The 24,763-nt window shown below is 61.3% G+C and carries 21 protein-coding genes and 2 pseudogenes; 16 read left to right on the top strand and 7 right to left on the bottom strand.

Annotated elements, in window-relative coordinates:
• Window positions 1–26 precede the first annotated feature (26 nt).
• The gene (locus ACEPAJ_RS13175; RefSeq protein WP_425915253.1) at window positions 27–3,503 is read right to left on the bottom strand and encodes a hybrid sensor histidine kinase/response regulator; all 3,477 of its coding nucleotides are present in this window, start codon (window positions 3,501–3,503) and stop codon (window positions 27–29) included.
• Between the two features lie 239 nt (window positions 3,504–3,742).
• Here ACEPAJ_RS13175 and ACEPAJ_RS13170 point away from each other — a divergent pair, with 239 nt between their 5' ends.
• Both ACEPAJ_RS13170 and ACEPAJ_RS13165 read left to right on the top strand, forming a co-directional pair.
• Entirely contained in the window at window positions 3,743–4,312 is a 570-nt protein-coding gene (locus ACEPAJ_RS13170) for a GNAT family N-acetyltransferase (protein ID WP_425915251.1), read from the top strand.
• Between the two features lie 3 nt (window positions 4,313–4,315).
• Window positions 4,316–5,149 (top strand): AraC family transcriptional regulator, encoded by an 834-nt coding sequence (locus ACEPAJ_RS13165; RefSeq protein ID WP_425915249.1) that lies wholly within the window; start codon window positions 4,316–4,318, stop codon window positions 5,147–5,149.
• On the opposite strand, the gene ACEPAJ_RS13160 is transcribed toward ACEPAJ_RS13165, so the two are convergent.
• Both ACEPAJ_RS13160 and ACEPAJ_RS13155 read right to left on the bottom strand, forming a co-directional pair.
• Window positions 5,146–5,937, bottom strand: coding sequence for a hypothetical protein (locus ACEPAJ_RS13160; protein ID WP_425915247.1), 792 nt, complete (start codon window positions 5,935–5,937; stop codon window positions 5,146–5,148). The two genes, ACEPAJ_RS13165 and ACEPAJ_RS13160, sit on opposite strands and share 4 nt — an antisense overlap.
• A gap of 68 nt (window positions 5,938–6,005) precedes the next feature.
• On the bottom strand, window positions 6,006–6,989 hold the full coding sequence (locus ACEPAJ_RS13155; RefSeq protein ID WP_425915245.1) for an alpha/beta hydrolase: 984 nt from the start codon (window positions 6,987–6,989) through the stop codon (window positions 6,006–6,008).
• 161 nt (window positions 6,990–7,150) lie between these two features.
• Here ACEPAJ_RS13155 and aroC point away from each other — a divergent pair, with 161 nt between their 5' ends.
• The 5 genes and pseudogenes from aroC (at window position 7,151) to ACEPAJ_RS13130 (ending at window position 10,915) form a co-directional block, all read left to right on the top strand.
• Complete coding sequence (gene aroC, locus ACEPAJ_RS13150; protein WP_425915243.1) at window positions 7,151–8,242, top strand: chorismate synthase; 1,092 nt, start codon at window positions 7,151–7,153, stop codon at window positions 8,240–8,242.
• 87 nt (window positions 8,243–8,329) lie between these two features.
• A complete protein-coding gene (locus ACEPAJ_RS13145; protein WP_425915241.1) occupies window positions 8,330–9,481 on the top strand; it encodes an MFS transporter in 1,152 nt (383 codons plus the stop codon).
• Window positions 9,482–9,543: 62 nt separating this feature from the next.
• Window positions 9,544–10,092, top strand: a complete 549-nt coding sequence (locus tag ACEPAJ_RS13140) for an acireductone dioxygenase (RefSeq protein ID WP_425915239.1) — start codon at window positions 9,544–9,546, stop codon at window positions 10,090–10,092.
• Window positions 10,093–10,167: 75 nt separating this feature from the next.
• Window positions 10,168–10,359 (top strand): PLDc N-terminal domain-containing protein, encoded by a 192-nt coding sequence (locus ACEPAJ_RS13135; RefSeq protein ID WP_090242558.1) that lies wholly within the window; start codon window positions 10,168–10,170, stop codon window positions 10,357–10,359.
• Window positions 10,359–10,915 (top strand): annotated as a pseudogene (locus tag ACEPAJ_RS13130) (histidine phosphatase family protein). Before ACEPAJ_RS13135 ends, ACEPAJ_RS13130 begins: the two are co-directional and overlap by 1 nt.
• An 11-nt stretch (window positions 10,916–10,926) precedes the next feature.
• Here the strand turns inward: ACEPAJ_RS13130 and ACEPAJ_RS13125 are convergent.
• A complete protein-coding gene (locus ACEPAJ_RS13125; protein WP_425915237.1) occupies window positions 10,927–11,424 on the bottom strand; it encodes a methylated-DNA--[protein]-cysteine S-methyltransferase in 498 nt (165 codons plus the stop codon).
• A 61-nt stretch (window positions 11,425–11,485) separates the two neighbouring features.
• On the bottom strand, window positions 11,486–12,517 hold the full coding sequence (locus ACEPAJ_RS13120; RefSeq protein ID WP_425915235.1) for an AraC family transcriptional regulator: 1,032 nt from the start codon (window positions 12,515–12,517) through the stop codon (window positions 11,486–11,488).
• A gap of 118 nt (window positions 12,518–12,635) precedes the next feature.
• On the opposite strand from ACEPAJ_RS13120, the gene ACEPAJ_RS13115 reads away from it, so the two are divergent.
• From ACEPAJ_RS13115 to ACEPAJ_RS13075, 9 genes and pseudogenes are all read left to right on the top strand, one after another.
• The gene (locus tag ACEPAJ_RS13115; RefSeq protein ID WP_425915233.1) at window positions 12,636–14,111 is read left to right on the top strand and encodes a flavin-containing monooxygenase; all 1,476 of its coding nucleotides are present in this window, start codon (window positions 12,636–12,638) and stop codon (window positions 14,109–14,111) included.
• Entirely contained in the window at window positions 14,095–15,024 is a 930-nt protein-coding gene (locus tag ACEPAJ_RS13110; protein ID WP_425915231.1) for an alpha/beta hydrolase, read from the top strand. Before ACEPAJ_RS13115 ends, ACEPAJ_RS13110 begins: the two co-directional genes overlap by 17 nt.
• Window positions 15,024–15,785 (top strand): SDR family oxidoreductase, encoded by a 762-nt coding sequence (locus ACEPAJ_RS13105; protein WP_425915229.1) that lies wholly within the window; start codon window positions 15,024–15,026, stop codon window positions 15,783–15,785. Before ACEPAJ_RS13110 ends, ACEPAJ_RS13105 begins: the two co-directional genes overlap by 1 nt.
• A gap of 305 nt (window positions 15,786–16,090) precedes the next feature.
• The gene (locus ACEPAJ_RS13100; protein ID WP_090242544.1) at window positions 16,091–16,426 is read left to right on the top strand and encodes a ribonuclease E inhibitor RraB; all 336 of its coding nucleotides are present in this window, start codon (window positions 16,091–16,093) and stop codon (window positions 16,424–16,426) included.
• Window positions 16,427–16,893: 467 nt separating this feature from the next.
• Window positions 16,894–18,315 (top strand): group II intron reverse transcriptase/maturase, encoded by a 1,422-nt coding sequence (gene ltrA / locus ACEPAJ_RS13095; RefSeq protein ID WP_425913153.1) that lies wholly within the window; start codon window positions 16,894–16,896, stop codon window positions 18,313–18,315.
• Window positions 18,316–18,458: 143 nt separating this feature from the next.
• Window positions 18,459–19,166, top strand: a complete 708-nt coding sequence (locus tag ACEPAJ_RS13090; RefSeq protein WP_274086481.1) for a type 1 glutamine amidotransferase — start codon at window positions 18,459–18,461, stop codon at window positions 19,164–19,166.
• A gap of 410 nt (window positions 19,167–19,576) precedes the next feature.
• A pseudogene (locus tag ACEPAJ_RS13085) lies at window positions 19,577–20,751 on the top strand (circularly permuted type 2 ATP-grasp protein).
• Window positions 20,745–21,695: an alpha-E domain-containing protein gene (locus ACEPAJ_RS13080; RefSeq protein ID WP_322948630.1), complete on the top strand. Its 951-nt coding sequence runs from the start codon at window positions 20,745–20,747 to the stop codon at window positions 21,693–21,695. The pseudogene ACEPAJ_RS13085 and the gene ACEPAJ_RS13080 overlap by 7 nt, the downstream one beginning before the upstream one ends.
• Window positions 21,692–22,489 carry a transglutaminase family protein gene (locus tag ACEPAJ_RS13075; protein WP_425915226.1) on the top strand — a complete coding sequence of 266 codons (798 nt, stop codon included), beginning with the start codon at window positions 21,692–21,694 and terminating at the stop codon, window positions 22,487–22,489. Before ACEPAJ_RS13080 ends, ACEPAJ_RS13075 begins: the two co-directional genes overlap by 4 nt.
• Before the next feature lie 724 nt (window positions 22,490–23,213).
• Here the strand turns inward: ACEPAJ_RS13075 and ACEPAJ_RS13070 are convergent.
• The gene (locus tag ACEPAJ_RS13070; protein ID WP_425915225.1) at window positions 23,214–24,026 is read right to left on the bottom strand and encodes a c-type cytochrome; all 813 of its coding nucleotides are present in this window, start codon (window positions 24,024–24,026) and stop codon (window positions 23,214–23,216) included.
• Window positions 24,023–24,382 (bottom strand): rhodanese-like domain-containing protein, encoded by a 360-nt coding sequence (locus tag ACEPAJ_RS13065; protein WP_090247803.1) that lies wholly within the window; start codon window positions 24,380–24,382, stop codon window positions 24,023–24,025. The genes ACEPAJ_RS13070 and ACEPAJ_RS13065 overlap by 4 nt, the downstream gene beginning before the upstream one ends.
• Window positions 24,383–24,763: the final 381 nt, after the last annotated feature.

The raw sequence follows: 24,763 nt of genomic DNA, 5'->3' as shown, positions 1-24,763 counted from the left end.
GGCTTCGCCAGCGCTTCAATCGCCTGCTAGCGCAGCGTTAAGTGCCGGCTAATCAGGGCGCGCAATGCCGCTGGTTTGACCGGTTTGGGCAGGAAATCAAGGCCGGCGGCATGCACCTGAGCGATCAGCTCAGGGCGGCCGTCGGCGCTGATCACGACACCCGGTAGCGGTTCACCCAGGCGCGTGCGCAGCCAGGCCATCAGTTCGGTGCCGGTTTCACCGTCATCCAGGTGATAGTCAACCAGCGCCAGTTGCGGGCGCACGTCTTCACTGAGCAGGTGTTCGCATTCCAGGCGATTACGCGCGGTCCACACCTGGCAGCCCCAGCGTGAGAGCAGGCTGTGCATGCCCGTGAGGATGCTGTCTTCGTTGTCCACGCAGAGCACCTGGATACCGGCCAGTGGCTGACCGTGATGATCCACCTGAGCAACCGGCACCGGGGCTTCGGCATGCTGGGCGAGCGGCACGGTGACACTGAATACGCTGCCTTTGCCTGGCCAGGAGTGCACTTGCAGGGTGTGGCCGAGCACTCGGCACAGACCATCGGCAATCGCCAGGCCCAGGCCCAGGCCTTTTTCGGCGCGGGTCTGGTGGCTGTCCAAACGTTTGAATTCTTCGAAAATCACCTTGCGCTTGTCGTCCGGGATGCCCGGGCCACGATCCCAGACTTCCAGGCGCAGGTGCCGGCCTTGACGGCGAACACCCAGTACCACGCGCCCCTTGGCGTAGCGGAAGGCGTTGGTCAGGAAGTTTTGCAGGATACGCCGTAGCAGCTTGATGTCGCTGTCCACCCGCAAGCGGCTGCCGCGCAGGCGGAAGTCCACGCCTTGCTCGGTGGCCAGCACCTTGAATTCTGCACCGAGGGTGTCGAACAGGTTGTTCAGCACGAAGGCATGACGATCCTGGGTGATGCGACCGTTTTCCAAGCGTGAGATGTCCAGCAGGTCGCTGATCAGGTCTTCGGCCGAGCGCAGCGAGCTGTCCAGGTGGCGCACCAACTCCCGAGCGTCTTCGGGGAGTACGTCGTCCTGGTGGGACAGGGCCGCGGAGAATAGCCGTGCCGCGTTCAGCGGCTGCATCAAGTCATGGCTGACCGCGGCGAGAAAGCGAGTTTTCGACTGGTTGGCGCTTTCGGCCACGCCCTTGGCTTCGGTCAGCGCCTGATTCAGCTGCGAGAGTTCATAGGTGCGTTCGCTGACCCGTTGTTCGAGGCCTTCATTGGCGGCCTTGAGCGCGCGCTCGGCTTCACGGAACTCGGTGATGTCGGTAAAACTCATGACAAAGCCACCGCCGGGCATTGGGTTGCCGATCAGCTCAATGAACTGGCCATTGGGGAACAGCCGCTCGGAGGTGTGCGCGGTGCCCTGGCGCATCCAGTGCAGGCGCTTGCTGACATGTTCGTCGATATCGCCTGGGCCGAGCAGGCCGCGTTCGGCGTTAAAGCGGATCAGTTCAGCCACCGGCCGCCCGACATAGACCAGGCCTTCGGGGTAGTTGAACAGCTGGATATAGCGGTTGTTCCAGGCCACCAGGCGCAGTGATTGATCGACCACGCTGATGCCCTGGGTGATGTTCTCGATCGCACCTTGCAGCAGTGCACGGTTGAACTGCAGCACTTCGGAGGCTTCATCGACGATGCGTACTACGTCCTCGACCTGCATTTCGCGGCCTTCGATGGCCGCCTTGACCACTGCACGGGTCGACGAGGCACCCAATACGCCGGCCAGTAGGCGCTCGGTGTGGGCGATCCAGTCGCTGTTGGCGGTCTGGCTGGGGTCGAAGCCTTTGCCCTGGCGGTAGGCAAAGCGCATAAAGCTCTGGCGTGCACGGTCTTCGCCGACAAAGCGGTTGGCCAACAGCAGCAAATCGCCGACCTGCACCGCCAGCATGCTGCGGCTACTGGGCTTATTGCCCAGGTCATGGCCAATAAAGCGCCCGGCCTGCCAGTACTCCGCGACCCGCGCGCGGGAAAAGTAGGACACCCAGGCAAACAGCAGGAAGTTACCGGCCAGCGACAGCACCACGCCACGGGTCAGTGGGTCGACCTGAAAACCAATCGGGCCGTAGAGCAGGGTTTGGATACCCGGCAACACATCCACGGGCCAGCCGAGGCTGCGGGCGAGCAACGGCATCACCAGTGTGTAGAACCAGATCAGTGCGCCAAAAAACAGCCCGGCAAATACACCCTGACGGTTAGCCTGTTTCCACACCAGCGCGCCAAACATTGCCGGGGCCAACTGGCCGATGGCGGCAAACGACACCTGGCCGATGGTGGCCAGGCTAGCGTTGGAGCCCAGCAGGCGATAGCACACGTAAGCCAGCAGCAGGATCAGCACGATGCTGACGCGGCGCGCAGTGAGCATCCAGTGACGGAAGGCTTCGAAGGGCCGTTCGGTGTTTTGCCGGCGCAATAGCCAGGGCAGCAGCATGTCGTTGGAGATCATGGTCGACAGTGCCACCGAGGCCACGATGACCATGCCGGTGGCGGCCGACGCACCGCCGATAAAGGCCAGCAGGGCCAGTGCCGGGTGGGCCTCGGCCAGCGGCAGGCTGATAACGAAGGAGTCCGGTGTAACCCCGGCCGGCAGCAGCATCTGCCCGGCCAGGGCAATCGGCACCACGAACAGCGCGGCCAGTATCAGGTAGGCGGGAAACACCCAGCGCGCTAGTTTCAGGTCTTTGGGTTCGATGTTTTCCACCACGGCCACATGGAACTGCCGCGGCAGGCAGATGATGGCGATCATCGCCAGGCCGGTCTGCATCATCATCGCCGGCCAGTTCACTGTTTCTGCCCAGAAACTCTCCAGCGCGGGGCTGGCGTTGGCCTGGCTGAACAGGTCGGCAAAGCCGTTGTACAGGCCATAGGTGACAAAACCGCCGACCGCGAGGAAGGCCAGCAGCTTGACCAGCGACTCGAAAGCAATCGCCAGGACCATGCCGCGGTGGTGTTCGGTGACATCCAGGTTGCGCGTGCCGAACAATATTGTGAACAGCGCCAGCACCAGTGACACGATCAGCGCGGTGTCCTGAGCGCCCGTGCCGTTGGCGCCCGCGCCCGCTCCACTGAGCAGGTTAACGCCGAGCACGATGCCTTTGAGCTGCAGGGCGATATAGGGCAACACCCCGACCAGGCAAACCAGCGCCACCACCACCGCCAGCGCTTGAGATTTGCCGTAGCGTGCGGCAATAAAGTCGGCAATCGAGGTTATGTTTTCCTGTTTGCTGATCATCACCATCTTCTGCAGCACCCAGGGTGCGAAAACCAAAATGATGATGGGCCCGAGGTAAATCGGCAGAAACGACCAGAGCTGCTCGGCGGCCTGGCCGACCGCGCCAAAAAATGTCCAGCTGGTGCAGTACACCGCCAGTGACAAGCTGTAGACCCAGGCCCGTACGCGCGGCGGCATGGGCGCGGCGCGGCGGTCACCGTAGAACGCGATGGCGAACAGAATAGCCATATAGATCAGCGCAACCGCGGCGATCAGTCCGCTGGACAAGGTCATGCATACTCCAAAAACAAACGAGAGGGGCGCTGCGCTCGCAATGGGCAGCGCTAGAGCCGCCAAAGCCTAACGCATCAGCGCCCGAGACAGATTATGGGCTGCAGTTTCGCAGTAAAGTTACGACGCGTCAGGCACGACCAAGGTCGCACGCGTACAGCTCGTATGACTGTTGTGGATTGTGCACACTGGCACGCGCTGTTAGCGTGTCGCGTCTGCGACGCTGTCCGAGGAGGGACCCTATGTTCAAGCCGCAACTAATAACCCTGCAACGTGGTGGATTGCGCATCGAGCCTATGGTCGATGCGGATATCCCGGCGTTGGTGAGCCTGGCCGAAGCCAATCGTGCAGAACTGGTGCATATGAATGGCACTCAGCGTCTGGACTGGTACCGCGAGGGCTTGCTCGAACAGCGCGAAGGGCGCGCCTTGCCCTTTGTCATCCGCCTGGATGAACAGTTGGTTGGTACCACACGCTTTGCTGATTTTGTCAGCAGCCTGCCGGCCGCAGAAATCGGTTGGACTTGGTTGGACCGCAGCCAGCACGGCACGGGCCTTAACACCCTGATCAAATACCTGATGCTCAAGCATGCCTTCGAGAATTGGCGCATGGTGCGTGTGCAGCTAAAAACCGCGGCCAGCAACCTGCGTTCGCAACGTGCTATTGAAAAGCTCGGTGCGCTGCGTGAAGGCGTGCTGCGCAACCACCGTCGGCTGGCCGATGGGCGTTTGGATGACACCGTGTTGTACAGCATCACCGACCATGACTGGCCTGTGGTCAAGCAACAGCTGGAGGCGCGTTTCAGCGGTTGATAGATGGCACAGGCGGGCATCGAGCAAACACGGTTTTGGCAATCACGCGAGTTGGCCGGCGTGGAGTTGCTGCACGCGCACTTTATTGAGCAGCGCTTTTCGCCCCATGTGCACGAAGGGTTTGTGTTTGCCGTAATCGAGCAGGGTGCTCATCGGTTTCAACATCGCGGTAGTGAGCATATAGCGCCGGCCGGCAGCATGATCCTGATTAACCCGGACGAGCTGCATTCCTGTTCAAAAGCGCATGATCAGGGCTGGCAATACCGCGCGTTCTACCCCGAGGTTGGGCAGGTGCGTGAGGTGCTGGCAGAGTTGGAGCTGGAGCGCGGCGATCTACCCAGTTTTGCCGCAAGCGTGTTGCATGATGCGCTGCTGGGGCAGACGTTTGCCGACTTGCATCGTCTACTGGACAGCCCGGCCAGCGCTTTGCAGCAGCAGAGCGCCTGGCGTGAGGCGATTTTGCTGTTGTTTCAACGTCATGGGCGTATTCCCGCGGGCCTTACGCCTGGCCATGAGCCACAGGCTGTGGCGCGGGCCAAAGAGTTACTGGCCAGTCAGTTGGCGGCGCCGCCGTCGCTGGAGCAATTGGCGCAGGCCGTGGGCTTATCACCGTTTCATTTCGCCCGGGTGTTTCGCCGTGCCACGGGCCTGCCGCCGCACAGCTGGCTGATGCAGCGCCGGCTGGAGCAGGCGCGCGCGCTGTTGAGGGATGGCTGCGCGCCGCTGAATGTGGCGATGCAATTGGGCTTTGCTGACCAGAGCCACCTAAACCGTCAGTTTAAACAGGCCTACGGCGTGGCGCCGGGGCAATATCGCCAGGCCCGCGCCATTCGCTAGCGTGTCGCCATCCAAATCAGCAACCCCGCCTGAAACATGCAGAAGGCCACCAGGCAGGTGATGGTGAAACGTAAACTGCCGTCTTCGCGCTTGAACAGCTCGATGCGCTCGGTCAGTTTGCGCACCTTCACATCCAGCTCGTGCAGGCTCTGATCGGCTTGCTGCAGCATGCCGGCGGCGTCCAGTAACTTGATGATTTGCACTTTTTCCGATTGCCAGTCGCTATGCAGCGAGCTGACCCGTGGTGCGTTGCACTGTGCCTTGATGTTTAACGGGTCGAGGTACTCGACAGTAAAGCCCTGGGCCTTGAGGCAATGGTCGCGGCGGGCGCGGGCTTCATCACTGAAGGCGCTCTGGCTCGGCAGCGGGGTGCTTTCCACCTGGTAATGGGCGAAGTGCTGCCGCGCCCAGGCAATCCCCTGTGCCAGCAGAAACCGCCCCAGGCCACGGTTTTCAGGCTCTACGCTAAGACCTTTGTCCGGGCCAAAGCGCACTATCCGTTGCTCATGGTCCGCCCAAACGTCGAGGATGTTCTGTTCCGGGCGCACCCGTTGCCCGGGCAGTTGCAGGGTCAAGCGCAGCAGGCTTTGCTGCTTACTCTGGCGCTCGACGCGGCCCAGCTGGATAAAACGCAGCGGCCGCGCGCCGGTGTGGCGGTCGGTGGGCAAGGGGGCCAGGCGTAATAACAGAAAGTGCTCAGGCGCCAGCTCTGCCCAGGGGTGAGCGGGCTTGGCGACTTCTTCAGAGGCTGCGTCGGTGTCCGTTTGCGGCGCGGGGCTGGTGGTCATAAACAGCGGTCCTGTACGCGACGCCGAAACAGTTGGCGCCTGTCTGTGCGCTATCGGCCGTTAGTCGGCTAACTAGAGGCTGGCATTGTGCCGCTGCGCTGAATAAACCGGGCGATCTGTTCGCCCAGCCCGTGCGCCAAGGGTAAGCGAGGATTGTTATAACTCGCCAGTTGCGCGGGTAAATCCAGCGCGCTGATGCGCAGCATATGGTTCATCCCGGGGATGATCAGCAGTTCAGCATCGGGTTTGGCTGCTTGCAGGGCGTGGGCATCGGCGACGCTGACTTGAATGTCATGGCTGCCTTGCACGATCAGTGCGGGAATTTGCAGGCGAGCAAAGGCCTGGCCGGGGTTCTGTTGCAGCAGCGAGATCAAGTAAGGCTGCACGCTGGGGCGAAACAGCACCTGCAACTGCTTGGGTACCTGTGGGGTGAGTTGTCCGGCCAGTAGGTTGTCTAGCAATTGATTGCTTTGTGCGAGTAGCGGCGGCGGAAGGCGCGCTGCCAGTTGCTCACGCAACAGTTGGTCAATCGGGCGCGAACTGCCGGCGATTGCTACGAGGGCTTCGGCGTGGGCTTGTTCGGCGGCCAGGCTGGCAATCAGCGCGCCTTCGCTATGACCGATCAGAATCAGCCGGTTAAATGCCGGGTTGGCTTTGAGCAGCTGCGCCCAGGCCACTGCATCGCTGACATAACGTTCGACACTGAGGTCGCGCTCATCGGGCGTCGCGGCGCGGCTGGCGGCCACGCCGCGCTTGTCGTAGCGCAGGCTGGCGATGCCTTGTTTAGCCAGGCTCTGCGCCAGGCGCTTGAGGCTGTCGCTCTGGCCGCCTTCGGGGTTGTTGCCGTCACGGTCGGTGGGGCCGGAACCGGCGATCAGCAACGCCACCGTCACGGGTGTGGCGCCGCTTGGCGTGAGCAAGGTGCCGTGCAGTGTGCCCTCGGCTGTTTTCAGGTGCAGCGGTTGCTGCACGCTGCTGTGTGAAGCGCTGTTGGCAGCGGCTTGAGCCAGAGGCGGGAGTAGGCAAAGGGTCAATAGAAGCGCTCGCAACATGGATAACAACTGCCAGAGGGGGAACTGTTGGACGGTTATACGCGCTGAAGGTTCGAGGATGAACTGTGCGAACGCCACGGGTATACTCGCCGCCTTTATTCAAGTGGGCGCTGCGCGAGTTGGCGTAGGCTCTGAGCTGATTTTCGCGGAGCGTTTTGCACATGTCCGGCAATACCTACGGCAAGCTGTTCACTGTCACCACCGCTGGCGAAAGCCATGGCCCGGCGTTGGTCGCCATTGTCGATGGCTGCCCGCCGGGGCTGGAAATTAGCCTGGAAGACCTGCAGCGCGATCTTGATCGACGCAAACCGGGCACCAGCCGCCACACCACCCAGCGTCAGGAAGACGACGAAGTGGAGATCCTCGCCGGGGTGTTTGAGGGCAAAACCACCGGTTGCTCGATCGGCCTGCTGATCCGCAATACCGACCAGAAGTCCAAGGACTACTCGGCGATCAAGGATTCCTTCCGCCCGGCGCATGCCGATTACACCTATCACCATAAGTACGGCATCCGTGATTATCGCGGCGGCGGTCGCAGCTCTGCGCGCGAGACTGCCATGCGCGTGGCCGCCGGCGCCATCGCCAAAAAATACCTGGCCACCCAGGGCATTGTGATCCGCGGCTATATGAGCCAGCTGGGGCCAATCGAAATCCCGTTCAAAACGTGGGACAGCGTCGAGCAGAACGCCTTTTTCTGCCCTGATCCTGACAAAGTGCCGGAGCTGGAAGCCTATATGGACCAGCTACGCCGTGATCAGGACTCGATTGGGGCGAAGATCACCGTGGTCGCCGAAGGCGTAATGCCCGGCCTGGGCGAGCCAATTTTCGACCGTCTGGACGCCGAACTGGCCCATGCGCTGATGAGCATCAACGCGGTCAAGGGCGTGGAGATCGGCGCCGGATTTGCCAGCGTGGCGCAGCGCGGCACCGAACACCGCGATGAGCTGACGCCGGAGGGTTTCCTCTCCAACAACGCTGGCGGCATTCTGGGTGGGCTTTCCAGTGGTCAGCCGATTGTCGCGCACCTGGCGCTCAAGCCAACATCGAGCATCACCACACCAGGCCGCTCGATTGATGTTGATGGCAACCCGGTGGATATCATCACCAAGGGCCGTCATGACCCCTGCGTGGGCATCCGCGCCACACCCATCGCTGAGGCGATGATGGCCATCGTGCTGATGGACCACTTGCTGCGTCATCGTGGGCAGAATGCTGATGTGCAGGTCAGCACGCCGGTGCTACCACAGCTGTGATCAGCCGCCTAGGTTGGCTTGAGCGCAGCGATAGCCAACATTGCGGCCCTGGGTATCGCTCTGCTCAACCCAAGCTACGGCTAGTTCATGAGCAGCGCATTGCCTTACTGGCGCCTGTCCGGGTTCTACTTTTTTTATTTCTCGCTGCTCGGCGCCACCGCGCCGTTTCTCGCGTTGTATTTCGACCACCTGGGTTTTTCCGCCGCGCGAATTGGCGAGCTGATCGCCATTCCCATGCTGATGCGCTGCATCGCGCCGAATATCTGGGGCTGGCTGGGTGACTACACGGGCCGGCGCCTGGCCATCGTGCGTTTTGGCGCACTCTGCACGCTGCTGTGTTTTGCCGGCATCTTTATCAGCCAGAGCTATGCCTGGCTGGCGTTGATCATGGCGCTGCATGCGTTCTTCTGGCATGCGGTGCTGCCGCAGTTTGAGGTCATCACCTTTGCCCACCTCAAAGAGCAGGCTGCGCGTTACAGCCAGATTCGCCTGTGGGGCAGCATCGGCTTTATTGTCGCGGTGGTGGGCCTGGGCAAACTTTTCGAGCTGCTCAGTTTGGACGCCTACCCCTGGGCGCTGATTCTGATCATGGCTGGCATCGTACTGAGCAGTTGGTGGGTGCCCAATGCGCAGCCACAGATGCGGCCCAATACTCAGGATCAAGGCGGCTTCCTGCAGCAGCTAAGGCGACCGGGGATTCTCGCCTTCTACATCAGCGCCGGCTTGATGCAGCTGAGCAACGGCCCGTACTACACCTTCCTCAGCCTTCACCTGGAAGCGCTGGGTTACTCGCGCGGGGTGATTGGCCAACTGTGGGCGCTGGGCGTGTTGGCCGAAATTGTGTTGTTTATGGTCATGGCCCGGTTGCTGGCGCGCTATTCAATACGTACCGTGCTGCTGGCGAGTTTTCTGATTACCGCGCTGCGCTGGCTGCTGTTGGGTAATCTGGCCGGGCATCTGCCGGTGCTGCTGTTCGCCCAATTGATGCACGCTGCGACTTTTGGTGCGTTTCATGCGGCGGCCATGCATTTTGTTCAGCGCAGCTTTGCCGATCGCCAGCAAGGCCAGGGCCAGGCGCTTTATGCCGCGCTGGCGGGCGTCGGCGGCGCACTGGGCGCACTGTATTCCGGCTACAGCTGGCACAGCCTGGGTGCGGCCTGGACCTTTGCCATCGCCAGCCTGATTGCCCTGTGCGCCGCTGTGATCACCGCGCGCTTCATGCGTGATGAGCGTCCGTAACCCTATTTACTGAATTCCAAGGCTTGAATTGAGCCCTTTCTGATCGTACGAGAGCCCTGCCCATGAGCTGCCTGACCGTCTACCACCAGTCCGCACCCGCGCATCCGAACAAGCTGCTGAGCCATGCCGAAGACATTGCCAGTACCCTGGCCGCTGTCGGCGTGCAGTTCAGCCAAGTGCCTTTGCAGCAGCCGGTGATTGCCGGTACGGCCAGCGCTGAACTGATGGCGGCCAATCGCGTGCAGATCGATCAGCTGCTGACTGCGCATGGCTATGCCAGTGCCGAGATCCTGAGCCTGTGTGATGAGCGCGGTGAGGGCAGCGAGTTGGCCCGCGCGCTGAGACAGGAGCAGGCCTGCCAGCCCGCTCACCTGCACTATTACTTGGCGGGTCGTGGCCTGCTGGCGCTGCATATCGGTGAGTATGTCTACGGCCTGCTGTGCGAGAAGGGCGACCTGGTGCAACTCCCCGCCGGTACTGCGCACTGGTTTGATGCTGGCGAGCATCCGCGTTTCGCCGTGTTGCGCCTGTTCGACAGCGCCCAGGTGCCCGTTTTTAGCCCGGTAGTGGGTGATTTCGCCGCTGCGTTTGCCGGCCTGGATGACTGCTAATAAGTCGAACAGCTGAACTCTTCTGCCGAGCGTCTATCCTAGGTAAGCGATCCCTTCGCATAGGAGCAACACTCTATGGGTTCAATGTTTAACGGTTTACTGGGGCTGGTCATTCTGGCGCTGGATATCTGGGCGATTCTCAGCGTGATCAAAAGCAACGCCGAAACGGGCATCAAGGTGTTGTGGATATTGTTGATCGTCTTGCTACCGGTGCTCGGCCTGATAATCTGGGCGTTGATGGGGCCGCGTGGTACGGTCAAGTTCTAATGCAGTGGCGGTCTGGTGCGTGGCTGTTGGCGTTGTGCCTGTTGAGCGGCGTCGCCCTGGCCGACGATGAGCACGCCTGGACGGCGCTGCGTGAAGGCCGCGCCGTTTTGCTGATGCGCCACGCCACCGCGCCCGCACCGGTGATCCAGCGAATTTTCAGTTGGCTGACTGCCGCACTCAACGCAACCTCAATCAGGCCGGCCGCGAGCAGGCGCAGCGCTGGGGGCAATTGCTGCAACGTCAGTGGATTAAACCGCGTCTGCTCAGCAGTCGCTGGTGCCGCGCTCAGGATACGGCTCGGGAAATGGGTATTGCTGCAGTCCAAGCGTTGCCCGCCCTGGATTCGTTCTTTCAAACCCCCACCACTGCCCGAGAGCAAACGGCTGCACTGATCGAACAGGTCAATGCGCAAGCCCGTGGCGCGCCGATGGTGCTGGTCTCCCATCAAGTCAATATTACGGCCTTGACCGGCATCTATCCGGCGTCTGGCGAGGGGCTGATTCTGGCCTTGCCGCTACAGGCTCCGGCGCGTGTGCTGGCGCGTATTCAGCCCTGAATTATCGTGCGTTAAATACTCAGCAGCCTTTGTTCCGGTAGCTGCGCGCCTTCCAGTTTGAGCAACAGTGCCTTGCGCGGCAAACCACCGGCATAGCCTGTGAGGCTGCCGTCGCGGCCGATTACCCGGTGGCAGGGAATGATGATGGCAATCGGGTTAGCGCCATTGGCAGCACCCACCGCGCGGACTGCTGTGGGCCGCGCGATCTCGGTGGCGAGGGCGCTATAACTGCTGGTCTGCCCGAAGGGAATACGCAGCAGCGCCTGCCACACGGCGAGCTGAAAGGCCGTGCCTTGCGGCGCTAAGCGCAGTTCGAAGCGCTGCCGGCTCCCGGCGAAGTACTCATCCAGTTGCTTGCACACCTCATCCAGTTCATCGGTGGCGCTGCGCCAATTTTCAGCAATACGCCAGGGCTTGCTGTCGATATCCATCAGCAGCTGCTGCAAGCCGCTTTCATCAGCGGCCAGTAGCAGGCGGCCGATAGGGCTCTCGTAGTAGCGGTAGAACATCGGTCAGCCCTCACGTGAGTGGTGCCATCTGTGCAGGGTTATTTAGGCGCGTTTAAGGGGTTTATGCGCTTGAGCCCAGTGTCTGCCGATATTGCCCGGGTGTCAGGCCTTTCCAGCGTTTGAAGGCGTGCAGAAAGTTCGACACCTCGCTGTAGCCAAGGCGTTCGGCAATCTCCTCTTGGCTCAGGCTTGCTATGGCCAGTAACTCTTCGGCCAGGGCCTGGCGCACTTCCTCCTGCAACTGGCGAAAACTGCTGCCTTGTTCTTCTAGGCGGCGGCGCAAGGTGCTGCTGCTGATATTCAGCTCACTGGCGATCACTTCCATATCGGCCAGCCGGCCTGGTGTGCTCAGCAAACGATCGCGAATCTGCCCGGCCAGGCCGCTACGCACCTGACGTTTGGCCAGCAGGGCCTGGCACTGCAGCTCGCAGAGTTGCGCGCTGTGCGGATTGGCGCGGGGCAGGGGCAGGTCGAGCAGGTAGCGAGGGAAACTGATGCGATTCTGTGCGCAGGCAAATTCCGGCAACAGACCGAATTGTTCCGTAAAACGCGTCGGATCGGCCGGTGTAGGCAGGCTCAGTTGCACGCTGCTCAGGGGCACCTTGGCGCCGGTCAGCTCGCGTTGAATCACCATCACCGCGACGGCGTCGCGCAGCAGGAGGAAGTCGCGCACCTGATCCGGTAAATGGCTGCCATCCAGCTCCAGGTGCGCCTGGCTGGCATCTTCGCGCAAGGTGATGCGGTTAAAGGCAAAGGTCAGGTCCAGATAACGCAGGCCTAGTTCAGCCGCCTGGCGGAAGGTCTGGCTGCTGAGCAGGGCGTAACCCCAGATACCGTAGGTGGTCAGCTGATAGCGCAAGCCAGCCTGCAGGCCCAGGTCATCCTGGCCGGGCAGGGCGTCGATCAGGTTGCGGATCAGTTGCAGTTCCTGCGCGCCTTCGATTTCGCTGTGCAGTTCGGCCAGTTGCAAAGGGCTGAGGCCGGTATTGAGCAGGCAGCGCTCGACACTCAGGCCATGGTCGAGGCCTAGCTGGGTCAGCAGTTGTGCGCTGGTGATGCTGCGTTTGGGCAGGGTGTAGGAGGCGGCTGACATGCAGTTGTCCGGTGGCTTGTCCGAAAGTCACAATCGATTGGCCGACTATGCCATAACTGATCAGGCGGCAGGCAAGTAGCATCCGGTTACCGCTACTGAAAGCGATTGGGGAATAACAATGCACAACAACACCCAACGTCCGGCCCCCTTGCGCGTGCTGATTATCGGCAGCGGCTTTGGTGGCCTGGGCATGGCCATCCAGTTGCAGAAGGCCGGTATCGAGGATTTTCTGCTGCTGGAAAAAGCCGCAGAAATCGGCGGCACCTGGCGCGACAACAGCTACCCCGGTGCGGCGTGCGATGTGCCGTCACACCTGTACTCGTTTTCTTTTGAGCCGAAAACCGACTGGAGCCGCAAGTTCGCACCCCAGGCGGAAATTCACGCGTACATGCTGCACTGCGTGGCCACATATCAGCTGCGCTCGCGCATTCGCTGCAATGCCGAAGTGGCCTCGGCAGCGTTCGATGCGGCTGCGGCGCTGTGGCGAGTGACCCTGAGTGATGGTGACGAGCTTTGCGCCGAGGTGCTGATTAGCGCCTGTGGCCAGCTCAATCAGCCGGCCTATCCGGCGCTGCCGGGGATTGAGCAGTTTAGCGGCGAGGCCTTTCACTCAGCGCGCTGGCGGCATGACCTGGACCTGACCGGCAAGCGTGTGGCGGTGATCGGCACCGGTGCCTCGGCGATCCAGTTTGTCCCGCAGATCCAGCCTAAGGTGGCCGAACTCAAGCTGTTCCAACGCTCGCCGGCTTATGTGCTGGCTAAGCCCGACCGCGCCTACAAACCCTGGGAGTTGGCGCTGATGCGCAGGCTGCCCTGGCTGCAGCGCATCGATCGTGGCCTCAAGTATCTGCAATATGAGATGCGCGGCCTGGCGTTTATCAGCCTGCCGTGGCTGATGAAGCTGATGCGCTTCACCTTTGACCGGCATTTAAACAAGCAGATCAGTGACCCGCAGTTGCGTGCGCAGTTGCAGCCGGATTACCCCATGGGCTGTAAGCGCATCCTGATCAGCAATGATTACTTCCCAGCACTGGCAAAGCCCAATGTGACGGTCATCAGCGAGGCGATCAGCCGCGTCAGCGAAACGGCGATTATCACCGCCGATGGCCGCGAACACCCTTGCGATGTGCTGATCTACGGCACCGGCTTTGCCGCCACGGATTTTCTCGCGCCGATGCAGATTACCGGGCTCGATGGGCTGGAGCTAAACCAGGCCTGGCAGGCCGGCGCCGAGGCCTACAAGGGCATCAGCGTCAGCGGTTTTCCCAACCTGTTTATCCTTTACGGGCCCAATACCAACCTGGGGCACAACTCGATCATCTACATGCTGGAAAGCCAGTTCCGTTACGTGCTCGGTTGCATCGATGTGCTGCGCCAGCAGGACGTGCGCTATTTGGATGTGAAAGCAGCGGTGCAGCAGCACTACAACCAGCAGATCCAGGCCAGCTCGCATCGCACGATATGGGAGCAGGGCTGCTCAAGCTGGTACAAAACCGCCTCCGGCAAAAGCACCAACAACTGGCCGGGCTACACCTTTACCTATCGCCAGCAGACCCGCGCACCGGAGTTAAACGACTATGACCTCACCCGCTGAGTTCACCGCGCCAGCGGCCGATCAGGCGTTCTTGCGCAGCGTGTTACGCAACAGCCTGCGCCTGTTGTTCCGTGGTTTGGTACGCCCACCCATGCCAATTGCCGGTCAACGTACGGTGCTGCGTGTGCTCACTGCGTTCAGCCCGACGCCGCGCGGCATCACCCGCAGTGCTGGCACCCTGGGCGGGCGAACGTGCGAGTGGCACAAGCCGCAGAGTGGCCGTGGCATGGTGCTGCTCTACCTGCATGGCGGTGCTTATCTGATCGGCGGTGCGAATACCCACCGGGCGATTTGTTCCAACCTGGCCAGGCTCGGGCAGATGGAGGTGTGCGCGCTGGATTACCGCCTGGCACCCGAGCATCCATACCCGGCCGCCCGCGATGATGCCCTGGCGGCGTTTCAAGCGCTGATTGATCTGGGTTACGCGCCCGCGCAAATCGTTATCGGCGGCGACTCAGCCGGCGGCAACCTGAGCTTGATCACCAGCCTGCGCCTGCGCGACCTGGGCTTGCCGCAACCGGCGGCACTGCTGTGTTTCTCCCCGGTCACTGACTTTACTGGCACCCAGTTGCATGAGCCGCCGGCGGGTGATCCGTTGATCCACCCCAAGTGGATCGAGCAAGCGCTGGCGCTTTATTGCCCGGCCGATGTGGCGCATGACGATCCTGGCCTGTCGCCGCAGTTTGCCGATCTACATGGCCTGCCACCGGTGCTGATTCAGGTGGGCGAAGACGAAATTCTGCGCAACGACAGCCTGCGCTTTGCCGACAAGGCCAAGGCCGCAGGGGTGGATGTGTGCCTGCAGCGCTATCCGGGGCTGTGGCATGTGTTTCAGGCCCACGCCGGCATGCTCAAAGCGGCCGATTTCGCCCTGGCCGAAGTGGTGAGCTTTTTGCGAGCGCGAGGTTGCTGATGCACAACATTCTGATTACAGGTGCGGCGTCGGGCATCGGCGCTGCCACCGCGCGCTTGTTTCACCAGCAGGGCTGGCAAGTGGGCCTGCTCGACATCAACCATCAGGCGCTGGCCACGCTCGCCGCCGAGTTGGGTAACGTTTGGCATGCTGAACTGGATGTGACGGATGCCGCGGCGGTCAAGGTCGCCTTGGCGGACTTTTGCGCGTTGCACGGAGGACAACTGCGCCTGCTGTTTAACAGCGCTGGGGTTTTGCAGTGTGGCCATTTCGAGGAAATTGAACTGGCCGAGCATGCGCGCATCTTGCAGATTAACGTGCAGGGCACGCTGAACATGACGCATGCGGCGTTCCCTTACCTGCAAGCCACACCGCAGGCCCAGGTAATCAACATGGGCTCGGCTTCCGGGCTGTATGGCGTGCCGCACCTGGCCAGTTATTCGGCGTCCAAGTTCGCCATTCGCGGCCTGACCGAGGCGCTGGAGCTGGAGTGGGCCAAGTACGACATTCGCGTTGGCGACCTGATGCCGCCCTTTGTCAGCACGCCGATGCTCAATAATCAGCGCTTCCAGGCACCGGTGCTGCGCCGCCTGGGCGTTAAGCTTGAGGCGCACGCTGTGGCGCAGGCGGCCTGGGCGCAGGCGCAGAGCAATAACGTACACCGGCCGATCAGCCTGCAGTTCAAGCTGCTGTACGGCTCCGGCCAGCTAACACCGGCCTTGCTGACGCGGCGCATCATGGCTTGGCTAAGCCGGGACTGAACAGGTAGGCGTATTTTTAGCTGGGCAAACGCCGCACGATAGGGCTAGTCTGCAACTAACGCTTCTGACTTGTTCGCCCTGAACAAGCCAGCGTTGACCAGCCCTGGTTTCAGGTCTGGCTTATGACCTATCAAGCAGCGTGATCGCTTGATTCTCGGGCGGCACTGCCACTGGTGCCGCGACATCGCTGAAGCTCAAGCGGTAGCAATGGGAAAGCGTTTAACAGGTTCTCGCACTGCAGTATCGACATCGAGTTGGTTCTTTAGCGTCCTGTAAATTTATCCATCGCCTGAGGAGTTCACTTCATGAGCACAGCCTTGCACGACGATGTTAGCAATGGGGTTCTACGGCGGATGAAGGAAGGTGGCTTTGACTTTGCCAGCTTCCATCCCATCGAGTTCTATGCCCTTTTTCCGGATGAGGCGCGAGCCCGCCAGGCCACCCGTAAATTCCGTGGTGAGTCGTTACACGCCTTGGTGACCGAACGCGATGACGGCGTTTGGCACCTGCAAGTCAGTAAAGTGATGTTTGCCACCTGCTACGGGATTGATGACTTTGAACATGACCTTGGGTCAGTCGTCATCCCCCTTGGCGGTAAGCTGGATGGTTGGGGCGTAACCCAGGAGGTCAGACAGCCCTGAGCGCCATACACCGGCCAGCCATACGCTGGCCGGTGTCATTGTGCGCCAGGCATGGCGCGTTGCGCGCAAGCGCAACCAGCTTGGCTGTGGTGGCCTCGCTGGTGACTTGGAGGTGAAAGTCCTCTACACACCCGGCAAGGGGAAGTGTTAGCCAGAGGCAAGGGTGTCGCGGGTGACCGCGAATCTGAAGGAAGCCCGAGGCAAAATGCTGGCCTGACGTACAGGAAGCGGATAGAGGCGTCGTAGTGGGGTGAGGTCGCAATGACAGCCAAAGCCCAATACTTGCACGGAACACTACGGCGTAAATCCGACAGGCATAAGCAGGAAGGTCGCGCGAATTACCCTGGGAGATCTGTAGGTTTGCCACTGGGCTACCAAGCGTCGCGAGGCGCTGGGATGAATCTACAGAAGTCAGCCGAAGCCGTAGTAAGTGACGAATGACCGCGTCACCAAGGGCCGAACAGGTTATGCCGCCAGTAGGCGTCAGAGTCTCGTCGAATGTCGAAAAGCAGAAAATTCTCCGAGGGAGAACTGTGAACCTAAGTTCCGGACGGTATCCGCGGACGACGGTTGGCAGTGCGCAGGCATCGGCGTCGTCTGTGACGTGGACGAACGCGGAGCCGGACACGCTGATGGAGCGGGTGCTTACACCGGCCAACCTCAAGCGTGCGTACCAACGCGTAGTCAGCAACAAGGGAGCGCCGGGTGCCGATGGCATGACGGTCGACGAATTGGCGGGTTACGTAAAACAGTATTGGTCAACCCTCAAGGCGAGACTGCTAGCCGGCGAGTATCACCCACAAGGTGTTCGCGCCGTCGACATCCCCAAGCCCAAAGGCGGCACCCGACAGCTGGGTATCCCTAGCGTCGTGGATCGCCTGATCCAACAGGCATTGCTGCAACAGCTCACGCCGATCTTCGATCCGCTGTTCTCGAACTACAGCTACGGTTTTCGTCCGGACAGAAGCGCCCACCAGGCCATTGAAACAGCCCGTGCCCATGTGGCGGCGGGTCACCGTTGGTGCGTGGAACTCGATCTTGAGAAGTTCTTTGACCGAGTCAATCACGACATCCTGATGGCCCATGTGCAGCGTTATGTCGAGGACAAACGCGTGCTCAGGCTGATCCGTCGCTACCTCGAAGTCGGAGTCATGTCGGGCGGGATCGTCAGCCAGCGACAAGAGGGGACGCCGCAAGGCGGCCCGCTCTCGCCGTTGCTGTCGAACATTTTGCTCAATGAGCTCGATCGAGAGCTTGAGCGACGGGGCCATCGCTTCGTGCGTTATGCCGATGATGCGAACATTTATGTACGTAGCCGTCGTGCTGGCGAGCGAGTGATGAACAGCGTCGAGCGCTTCCTGAGCAGGCGTCTGAAACTGACGCTGAATCGGGAAAAGAGCCGGGTGGCAAGGCCGTGGGTCTGTGACTATTTGGGTTATGGGATGAGCTGGCATCAACAGCCGAGACTAAGAGTGGCGACGATGAGTTTGAGTCGCTTGCGTGCCCGGCTCAAAGGGCTTCTAAGCGGAGCGCGTGGACGCAAGATGTCGGATGTCATCGAGCGAATAAACCCTGCGCTGCGTGGCTGGGCGGGCTACTTCAAGTTGAGCCAGAGTAAGCGACCACTTGAAGAGCTGGATGGCTGGGTGCGTCACAAACTTCGCTGCGCTGTATGGCGTCAATGGAAGCAATCCGCAACGAGGGTTCGCAACCTGATGCGCCTGGGACTCAGCGAGGCCCGCGCATCCAAGTCTGCGTCTAATGGCCGTGGCCCATGGTGGAACTCGGGAGCGGCGCATATGAATCAGGCGCTGCCGAAGAAGCTATGGGATCGCCTGGGGCTGGTCTCAATACTGGATACGATCAACCGGCTTAGCCGCATAACCTGAACCGCCGTATACGGAACCGTACGTACGGTGGTGTGAGAGGACGGCGGATGTGAATCCGCCTCCTACTCGATTCTACCTCGCTAACTCACGCCTCAACTAATCGCCCCTCGACCCCAGCCTGCGCTTTGCTTCAGACTTGGCCCATGACCGATATCCTGATTTTTACCCATGTTGATTACTGCCCACCGGCCCACCTCGGCAAGGTGCTGGAGCAGGCTGGCCATGCCTTTACGGTGCTGCGTGCTGATCTTGGCGAACTGGAGGGCATCGACCTTGACCGCCCCAAAGCCGTGGCCATTATGGGCGGGCCGATGAGCGTGAATGATCCGCTGCCCTGGATCGCCACTGAAGTGGCGGCGCTGCAGCATTTAATCCGCCGCGATATCCCGCTGATCGGTCACTGCCTGGGCGGCCAGTTGTTGGCCAAGGCTCTGGGCGCGCAAATTCAGCGTATGCCCTATACCGAAAGTGGCTGGCAGCCGCTGAGGCGGCTCGATCAGGCCGCACCTAGCCCGTGGCTGGCGCACTTACCCGACAGCTTTACGGTGTTTCAGTGGCATGGCGACAGTTTCGCCATCCCGGCCGGTGCGCAGCCGTTGCTCAGCAGCCCCTGGTGCAGCAATCAGGCGTTTGCCTGGGGCGATAAAGTGCTGGCCCTGCAAGGCCACCCGGAAATGGACGAAGCTTTAGTGCGCCAATGGCTAGACGATTGGCACCACCTGCTAGATGACACCCAGCCAAGCCAGCAGAGCAGGGCGCAGATGCTTGAAGACCTGCCAGCTAAGATCGCTGAACTGAATCGCGTGGCCGAAGGCTTCTATCGTCACTGGCTGCATTTGGCCGGTTTGTAGGTCGCCGCCATAAAATGGCGCGGCCTGTCATGGGCAAGCCAGTGACGCGTCTCATCTTGGTGCGTAATGATCGCAGACATTATTTAACCTATTGAAATTTAGGCTATTTAACTAGTGGCGCGGGCTTTGCAGTGTTGACTCCATGACCGGCTGACAAGGAGTACGGCATGGGCCGCACCTTTTATGATGAGATGTACGACGCGAGTGGTGCAGTCCGCCCGCACTATCAGGCCTTTTCCCGTTGGCTGGCGGACACCCCGGAGGAACTGCTGGCCCAGCGCCGCCGTGAAGCTGACCTGCTGTTCCACCGCGCGGGGATCACCTTCACCCTGTATGGCGATGATCAGGGCACCGAGCGCCTGATTCCATTCGATATCATCCCGCGCAGTATTCCGGCCAGCGAATGGCGCATGGTCGAACGCGGCTGCATCCAGCGCGTGCAGGCGCTGAATATGTTCCTTGGCGACCTCTACCACGACCAGCGCATCATCAAGGCTGGCATCGTGCCGGCCGAGCAGGTGCTGGCCAACGAGGGTTACCAGATCGCCATGCAGGGTCTCAACCTGCACCGCGACCTATACGCACACATCGCCGGGGTCGATCTGGTGCGTGATGGCGACGGCAGCTACTACGTGCTGGAAGACAACCTGCGCACCCCCAGCGGCGTCAGCTACATGCTCGAAGACCGCAAGATGATGATGCGTCTGTTCCCCGAGCTGTTCGCTGCCCAGCGCGTGGCGCCGGTCGATCACTACCCCAACTTGCTCCTCGATACGCTTAAATCCTCCAGCCCGCTGGATAACCCCAATGTCGTGGTGCTGACGCCGGGGCGCTTTAACAGCACGTACTTTGAGCATGCCTTCCTTTCCCGTGAGATGGGCGTGGAGTTGGTCGAGGGCGCTGACCTGTTTGTGCGCGACGACAAGCTCTTTATGCGCACCACCTCCGGGGCCGTCCAGGTGGATGTGATCTACCGCCGCCTCGACGATGCCTTCCTCGACCCACTGGCGTTCAACCCGGGCTCCATGCTCGGTGTGCCCGGCTTACTGGCCTGTTACCGCAGCGGCAACGTGGTGCTGGCCAATGCCGTCGGCACCGGCGTGGCGGACGATAAATCGGTCTACCCCTATGTCGACGACATGATCCGTTTCTACCTGAGTGAAGAGCCGATCCTAAAAAACGTGCCGACCTTTCAGTGCCGCAAACCGGCCGAGCTGTCCCACGTGCTGGCCAATCTCGAACAGTTGGTGGTCAAGGAAACCCAGGGTTCCGGCGGCTACGGCATGTTGGTGGGTCCGGCGGCCAGCAAGGCTGAGATCGCAGAATTCCGCACGCGGCTGATCGCCCGCCCAGAAGCCTATATCGCCAGCCGACTCTGTGCCTGTCGACCTGCCCGACCTTTGTTGAGCGCGGTATTGCACCGCGGCATATCGACCTGCGTCCGTTCGTGCTGTCGGGCAAGGAAACCCGCATCGTCCCCGGCGGCCTGACCCGCGTGGCGCTGCGCGAAGGCTCGCTGGTGGTCAATTCGTCCCAAGGGGGCGGTACCAAAGACACCTGGGTCGTGGAGGATTCATCATGCTGAGTCGAACGGCCTCTGACCTGTACTGGATGTCGCGCTACCTAGAGCGTGCGGAGAACCTGGCGCGCATGCTGGATGTCAGCTACTCGCTATCGTTGATGCCGCAAGACGGTCGCGGCGACGGCTTGGAAGAGCTGGCCCTGCCGCTGCTGATTACCGGCACCCTGGATGAATACCTGACGCGCCATGGCCCGATGGATGCCGAGCGCATGCTGAATTTCTTCGCCTTGGATGCGAGCAATCCGGCGAGCATTTACTGCTGCCTGCAGGCCGCCCGCAGCAACGCCCACGCCGTGCGCGGACGGATCACCGCCGACATGTGGGAGAACATCAACGCCACCTGGCTGGAGATTCGCGGCATTGCCGAACAGGGCCTGGGCCGATATGGCATCAGCCGCTTCTGTGAGTGGGTCAAGGAGCGCTCGCACCTGTTCCGTGGCGCCACTTTCGGCACGATTATGCGTGGCGACCCGTACCGTTTTATCCGCCTCGGCACCTTTATCGAACGCGCCGATAACACCCTGCGCCTGATCGATGCGCGCTATGAAATGCTCGGCGAAGACATCGACGAAATCGACGGTCGCCCAGCCCGCAGCTACTACCAGTGGACCGCGCTGCTACGCGCCTTGTCGTCATTCGAGGCGTTTGCCGAGATCTACCGTGGCTCGCCCGATACGCGCAAAGTCTCCGAATTGTTGCTGCTGCGCGCCGACATACCGCGCTCGCTGCGCGCCTGCATGGACGAGCTCAACCTGATGCTCGCCAGCCTGCCCGGCGACAACGGCCGCCCAGCCCAGCGCCTGGCCGCCGAACTGGAAGCACGGCTGCGTTACACCAGCATCGAAGAAGTGCTCGACGAGGGCCTGCACGCCTGGCTCACCGATTTCATCCTGCTGGTTCGCCAGTTAGGTCAAGCCATCCAAAGCTCCTACCTGGAGGTCGCATGAGACTGTCAATCAGCCACGACACTACCTATCGCTATGAAGATCAGGTACGCAACAGCATCCAGTATTTGCGCATGACCCCACACGACAGTGAGCGCCAGCACGTAATCAGCTGGGCATTAAGTTTGCCGCGCCCGGTGCGTGCGCAGATCGACCCCTACGGCAACATCCTGCACGTGCTGACCCTGGATGAACCGCACGAGTCCATCGTCATCGGTGCCCGTGGCCAGGTCGAAATAGACGAGTCGCGCGAAGCCGAGCACGAAAGCCAGTCGGCCTGGCCGTTTCTGCGCTTTACCCGCCTGACCGAAGCCGATGCCGCCCTGCGCGAGTTCGTCCAGCTGCAAAGCCACAGCCGCGCTGACCGCAGCGGCCTGATCGACCTGATGTACGCGCTGAATGCGCACATCAGCTACCAGCCTGGCACCACCGCTGTGGAAACCAGCGCCAGCGAGGCCTTCGCCGGCGGCAGGGGCGTCTGCCAGGACCACGCCCATGCCTTTCTCGCCTGCGCGCGCAGCCTGGGTGTTCCCGCGCGTTATGTGTCGGGTTATCTGTTTACCGACAGCGAAGACCACCTGGCCAGCCACGCCTGGGCCGAAGCCTGGCTAGATGGCGCCTGGTACAGCTTTGACGTAACCAACTGCCTGGCCAAGCCGGAGCGGCATTTGAAATTGGCTGTGGGCCTGGACTATCTGGATGCCTGCCCCGTCCGCGGCATGCGCCGGGGCGGCGGCATCGAGCAGATGCACGCGCAGGTGGATGTAGCGCCGTTGCTGCAGGTGCAGCAGCAGTAAAGGCGCTGCGCTGGCTTCGCAGGATGGGGGTAGGGTGGGTTAGTGGCGCTGATCTGAGATTAATTGCTCAGCTAGAAGCGTGAGCGCCACGTAACCCACCAAGCGGTGGTCGCCGTTGCACGTGTTCTTGCGAGGGTTCGTAGTACAGTTTGCCTGTGCAGTCGGCTCTAGTTTTGGTTTCGCCCCTTACAGGCGAGTCCCTTTGATTCGCTTCGCTCACCCCTTCGGGCTGTGCTAAAGCATGTTCAGCCTTCGGCTGTGGCAATTGCCCCAAAAGGAACCAAAAGGTCTAGCCCCGACATCCGGCCCTGCCGGCGGCAGGGTGACCAGCCTTCGGCTGTTACTCCGTTTCATTCACTTCATCATTGCTCCAGAGGGCCGGCGTACAAGGGCCGTTCCTGGCCCTTTACGCCTTTCGCCGCATTCATGCGGCTCACCACTCTGCACAACGATTCTGTTCACCCTTCTGAAGGGGCGTTTTGCGTCGTCTGCACATTTTGTGGGGATTAACCAAAAGCAACGGCACATCGCTCACCCACCCGTAGGGTGGAAAACCGCGAAGCGTTTCCACCACGGCAATTTGATGGGTATCGCGTTGCTCAACCTGCGCGGCCCGACCCATCTTAAGAGCTGGCAGGCTCTGCGAAACCTGTAGGAGCGACGGGAACGCCAAGTTATTGGCCGCGATGTTTTTATTCACCTCGATTCGCGGGCAAGCCCGCTCCTACAAGGGCTGCACTTTTCGCCCCGCCATATGCCGCAAATACGCGACCAACTCCCCCAGCGCCTTATCGCTCAATACCTCAACCGCAAACCCCGGCATCTTGCCTTGCGGCCAGCGGCGTAAGCTTTGTGGGTCGCGGATGTAGCGGGGCAGAAAATCTCCGCTGAAATACTCGGTTGGGTTATGCGGAATATTCAGGTCGGGGCCGAATTGCGAGTCGCCGGCACCGTTCAGGCGGTGGCAGGCCATGCAGTTCTTCTGGTACTGGGCAAAACCCGCCTGCACCGCCGGGCTGGCGTCGGCGGCGGGGAGGAGTTGCGGGAAGCGCTGCGCCACCGGGGCCAATTTACGAATGGCTGCCAGCTGGAACGGCCATTGCTCCGGGCCAATTTGGCTGGCGGCCGGTTTTTGCCAGACCAGGTAAAACGGCCCGGCGCTGGGTTTGCCGTTGCCCAGGGGTGGCCAGGGTTGTGCCGGGTCTTCAATCGCCAGCCAGGCTTGGCTGCCGGTTTTGCTCAGCACAGGCGCAGCGGACAGTTCGGCGGCAAAGCCGTCGCTGGCCACCAGTTGCAGGTGATCACCCGGCTGCACACCTTCCAGCAGCGCCGCCAGCGGCACGGCGCGGTAGTGCATGTTGCGTTTGTAGCTGACGTCGTCGCGGATTTCGATGGTTTGCGCCTGTGGGTGGGCGAGCAGTTGGGCGCTGCTCAGGCGCTGGCTGCCGTTGCCCAGTTCCAGGGTCAGTTCGGCGGCGTGCAGGTGAGTGAAGGGTAAGAGGGCGAGCAGGGCGATAGCGGGGGTGCGTGTGTTCAATCCTGCGACTCCAGGGCCAGTTTCAGTTCGTCGTAGCCGCCGGCGTTGATCAGGTTGTTGTAACCCATGGCACGCAGGCTTTCTTCGGCGATACCAGAGCGGCGGCCGCTGCGGCAGTACAGCACGATGGGCGTGTCTTTGTCCGGGGCGATGGCGCTGATGCGGCTGGCGATCTGTTCATGGTCGATTTGCTCGGCACCGGGCAATGCGCCCGCGGCGAATTCTTCGGCGGTGCGCACATCAATCAGTACGCTATCGGGCGATTGCAGGGCGACGACGGCGGCGTTGAGTTCGGCTTCGCCGGCCAGTAGTGGCAGGCTGACCAGCAGGCCGAGGGTGGCAAGTAGGGGGCGCATGGCGGGCTCCTTGGGGTGATTGAAATCACCCTAGCACAGGCCGTTGCGTGCGCGATGCTGGCAAACGCGCTGCCACTGCCGACGCACGCTACGGTGGCTGGCAGGGCAGGGTTTCAGGGGCTGGACGCGAACCATTTGTGGGGATGGAGGCGCAGCAGGATTCGGGTTAGCTGACCAGTCGGGTCAGGTTGGGAAGAATCAGGATCAGGGCGGTGGCAAAAACGATCATGCCTGCCTGGCGCATTTTTATGGGATTGAGCATGGCGAGTGGCCTTGTTGTTTTTTGCGGCGCGGTCGTCGCGCTCCTGCGTACTGCGCGGAGGCGATGCCACGTCTCGTGTTGATCATTCAAGCCGTCCCGGCAAAACCCGGTGACGACGC

Origin of the sequence: Pseudomonas sp. GWSMS-1, from assembly GCF_049847425.1 — a bacterium.
Lineage (GTDB): Bacteria > Pseudomonadota > Gammaproteobacteria > Pseudomonadales > Pseudomonadaceae > Aquipseudomonas.
The sequence above is the reverse complement of the archived record's forward strand: the minus strand, read 5'-3'. Positions and strand labels throughout refer to the sequence as shown.

Excerpts from the sequence above, each read along its gene's own strand:
- ltrA (WP_425913153.1), top strand. The coding sequence starts at position 16,894 with ATGCCGCCAGTAGGCGTCAGAGTCTCGTCGAATGTCGAAAAGCAGAAA.
- ACEPAJ_RS13140 (WP_425915239.1), top strand. The coding sequence starts at position 9,544 with ATGAGCTGCCTGACCGTCTACCACCAGTCCGCACCCGCGCATCCGAAC.
- ACEPAJ_RS13100 (WP_090242544.1), top strand. The coding sequence starts at position 16,091 with ATGAGCACAGCCTTGCACGACGATGTTAGCAATGGGGTTCTACGGCGG.
- ACEPAJ_RS13125 (WP_425915237.1), bottom strand. The coding sequence starts at position 11,424 with ATGTTCTACCGCTACTACGAGAGCCCTATCGGCCGCCTGCTACTGGCC.
- ACEPAJ_RS13175 (WP_425915253.1), bottom strand. The coding sequence starts at position 3,503 with ATGACCTTGTCCAGCGGACTGATCGCCGCGGTTGCGCTGATCTATATG.
- ACEPAJ_RS13165 (WP_425915249.1), top strand. The coding sequence starts at position 4,316 with ATGGCACAGGCGGGCATCGAGCAAACACGGTTTTGGCAATCACGCGAG.
- ACEPAJ_RS13090 (WP_274086481.1), top strand. The coding sequence starts at position 18,459 with ATGACCGATATCCTGATTTTTACCCATGTTGATTACTGCCCACCGGCC.
- ACEPAJ_RS13160 (WP_425915247.1), bottom strand. The coding sequence starts at position 5,937 with ATGACCACCAGCCCCGCGCCGCAAACGGACACCGACGCAGCCTCTGAA.
- aroC (WP_425915243.1), top strand. The coding sequence starts at position 7,151 with ATGTCCGGCAATACCTACGGCAAGCTGTTCACTGTCACCACCGCTGGC.
- ACEPAJ_RS13075 (WP_425915226.1), top strand. The coding sequence starts at position 21,692 with ATGAGACTGTCAATCAGCCACGACACTACCTATCGCTATGAAGATCAG.
- ACEPAJ_RS13135 (WP_090242558.1), top strand. The coding sequence starts at position 10,168 with ATGGGTTCAATGTTTAACGGTTTACTGGGGCTGGTCATTCTGGCGCTG.
- ACEPAJ_RS13115 (WP_425915233.1), top strand. The coding sequence starts at position 12,636 with ATGCACAACAACACCCAACGTCCGGCCCCCTTGCGCGTGCTGATTATC.
- ACEPAJ_RS13105 (WP_425915229.1), top strand. The coding sequence starts at position 15,024 with ATGCACAACATTCTGATTACAGGTGCGGCGTCGGGCATCGGCGCTGCC.
- ACEPAJ_RS13155 (WP_425915245.1), bottom strand. The coding sequence starts at position 6,989 with ATGTTGCGAGCGCTTCTATTGACCCTTTGCCTACTCCCGCCTCTGGCT.
- ACEPAJ_RS13080 (WP_322948630.1), top strand. The coding sequence starts at position 20,745 with ATGCTGAGTCGAACGGCCTCTGACCTGTACTGGATGTCGCGCTACCTA.
- ACEPAJ_RS13120 (WP_425915235.1), bottom strand. The coding sequence starts at position 12,517 with ATGTCAGCCGCCTCCTACACCCTGCCCAAACGCAGCATCACCAGCGCA.
- ACEPAJ_RS13145 (WP_425915241.1), top strand. The coding sequence starts at position 8,330 with ATGAGCAGCGCATTGCCTTACTGGCGCCTGTCCGGGTTCTACTTTTTT.
- ACEPAJ_RS13110 (WP_425915231.1), top strand. The coding sequence starts at position 14,095 with ATGACCTCACCCGCTGAGTTCACCGCGCCAGCGGCCGATCAGGCGTTC.
- ACEPAJ_RS13170 (WP_425915251.1), top strand. The coding sequence starts at position 3,743 with ATGTTCAAGCCGCAACTAATAACCCTGCAACGTGGTGGATTGCGCATC.
- ACEPAJ_RS13065 (WP_090247803.1), bottom strand. The coding sequence starts at position 24,382 with ATGCGCCCCCTACTTGCCACCCTCGGCCTGCTGGTCAGCCTGCCACTA.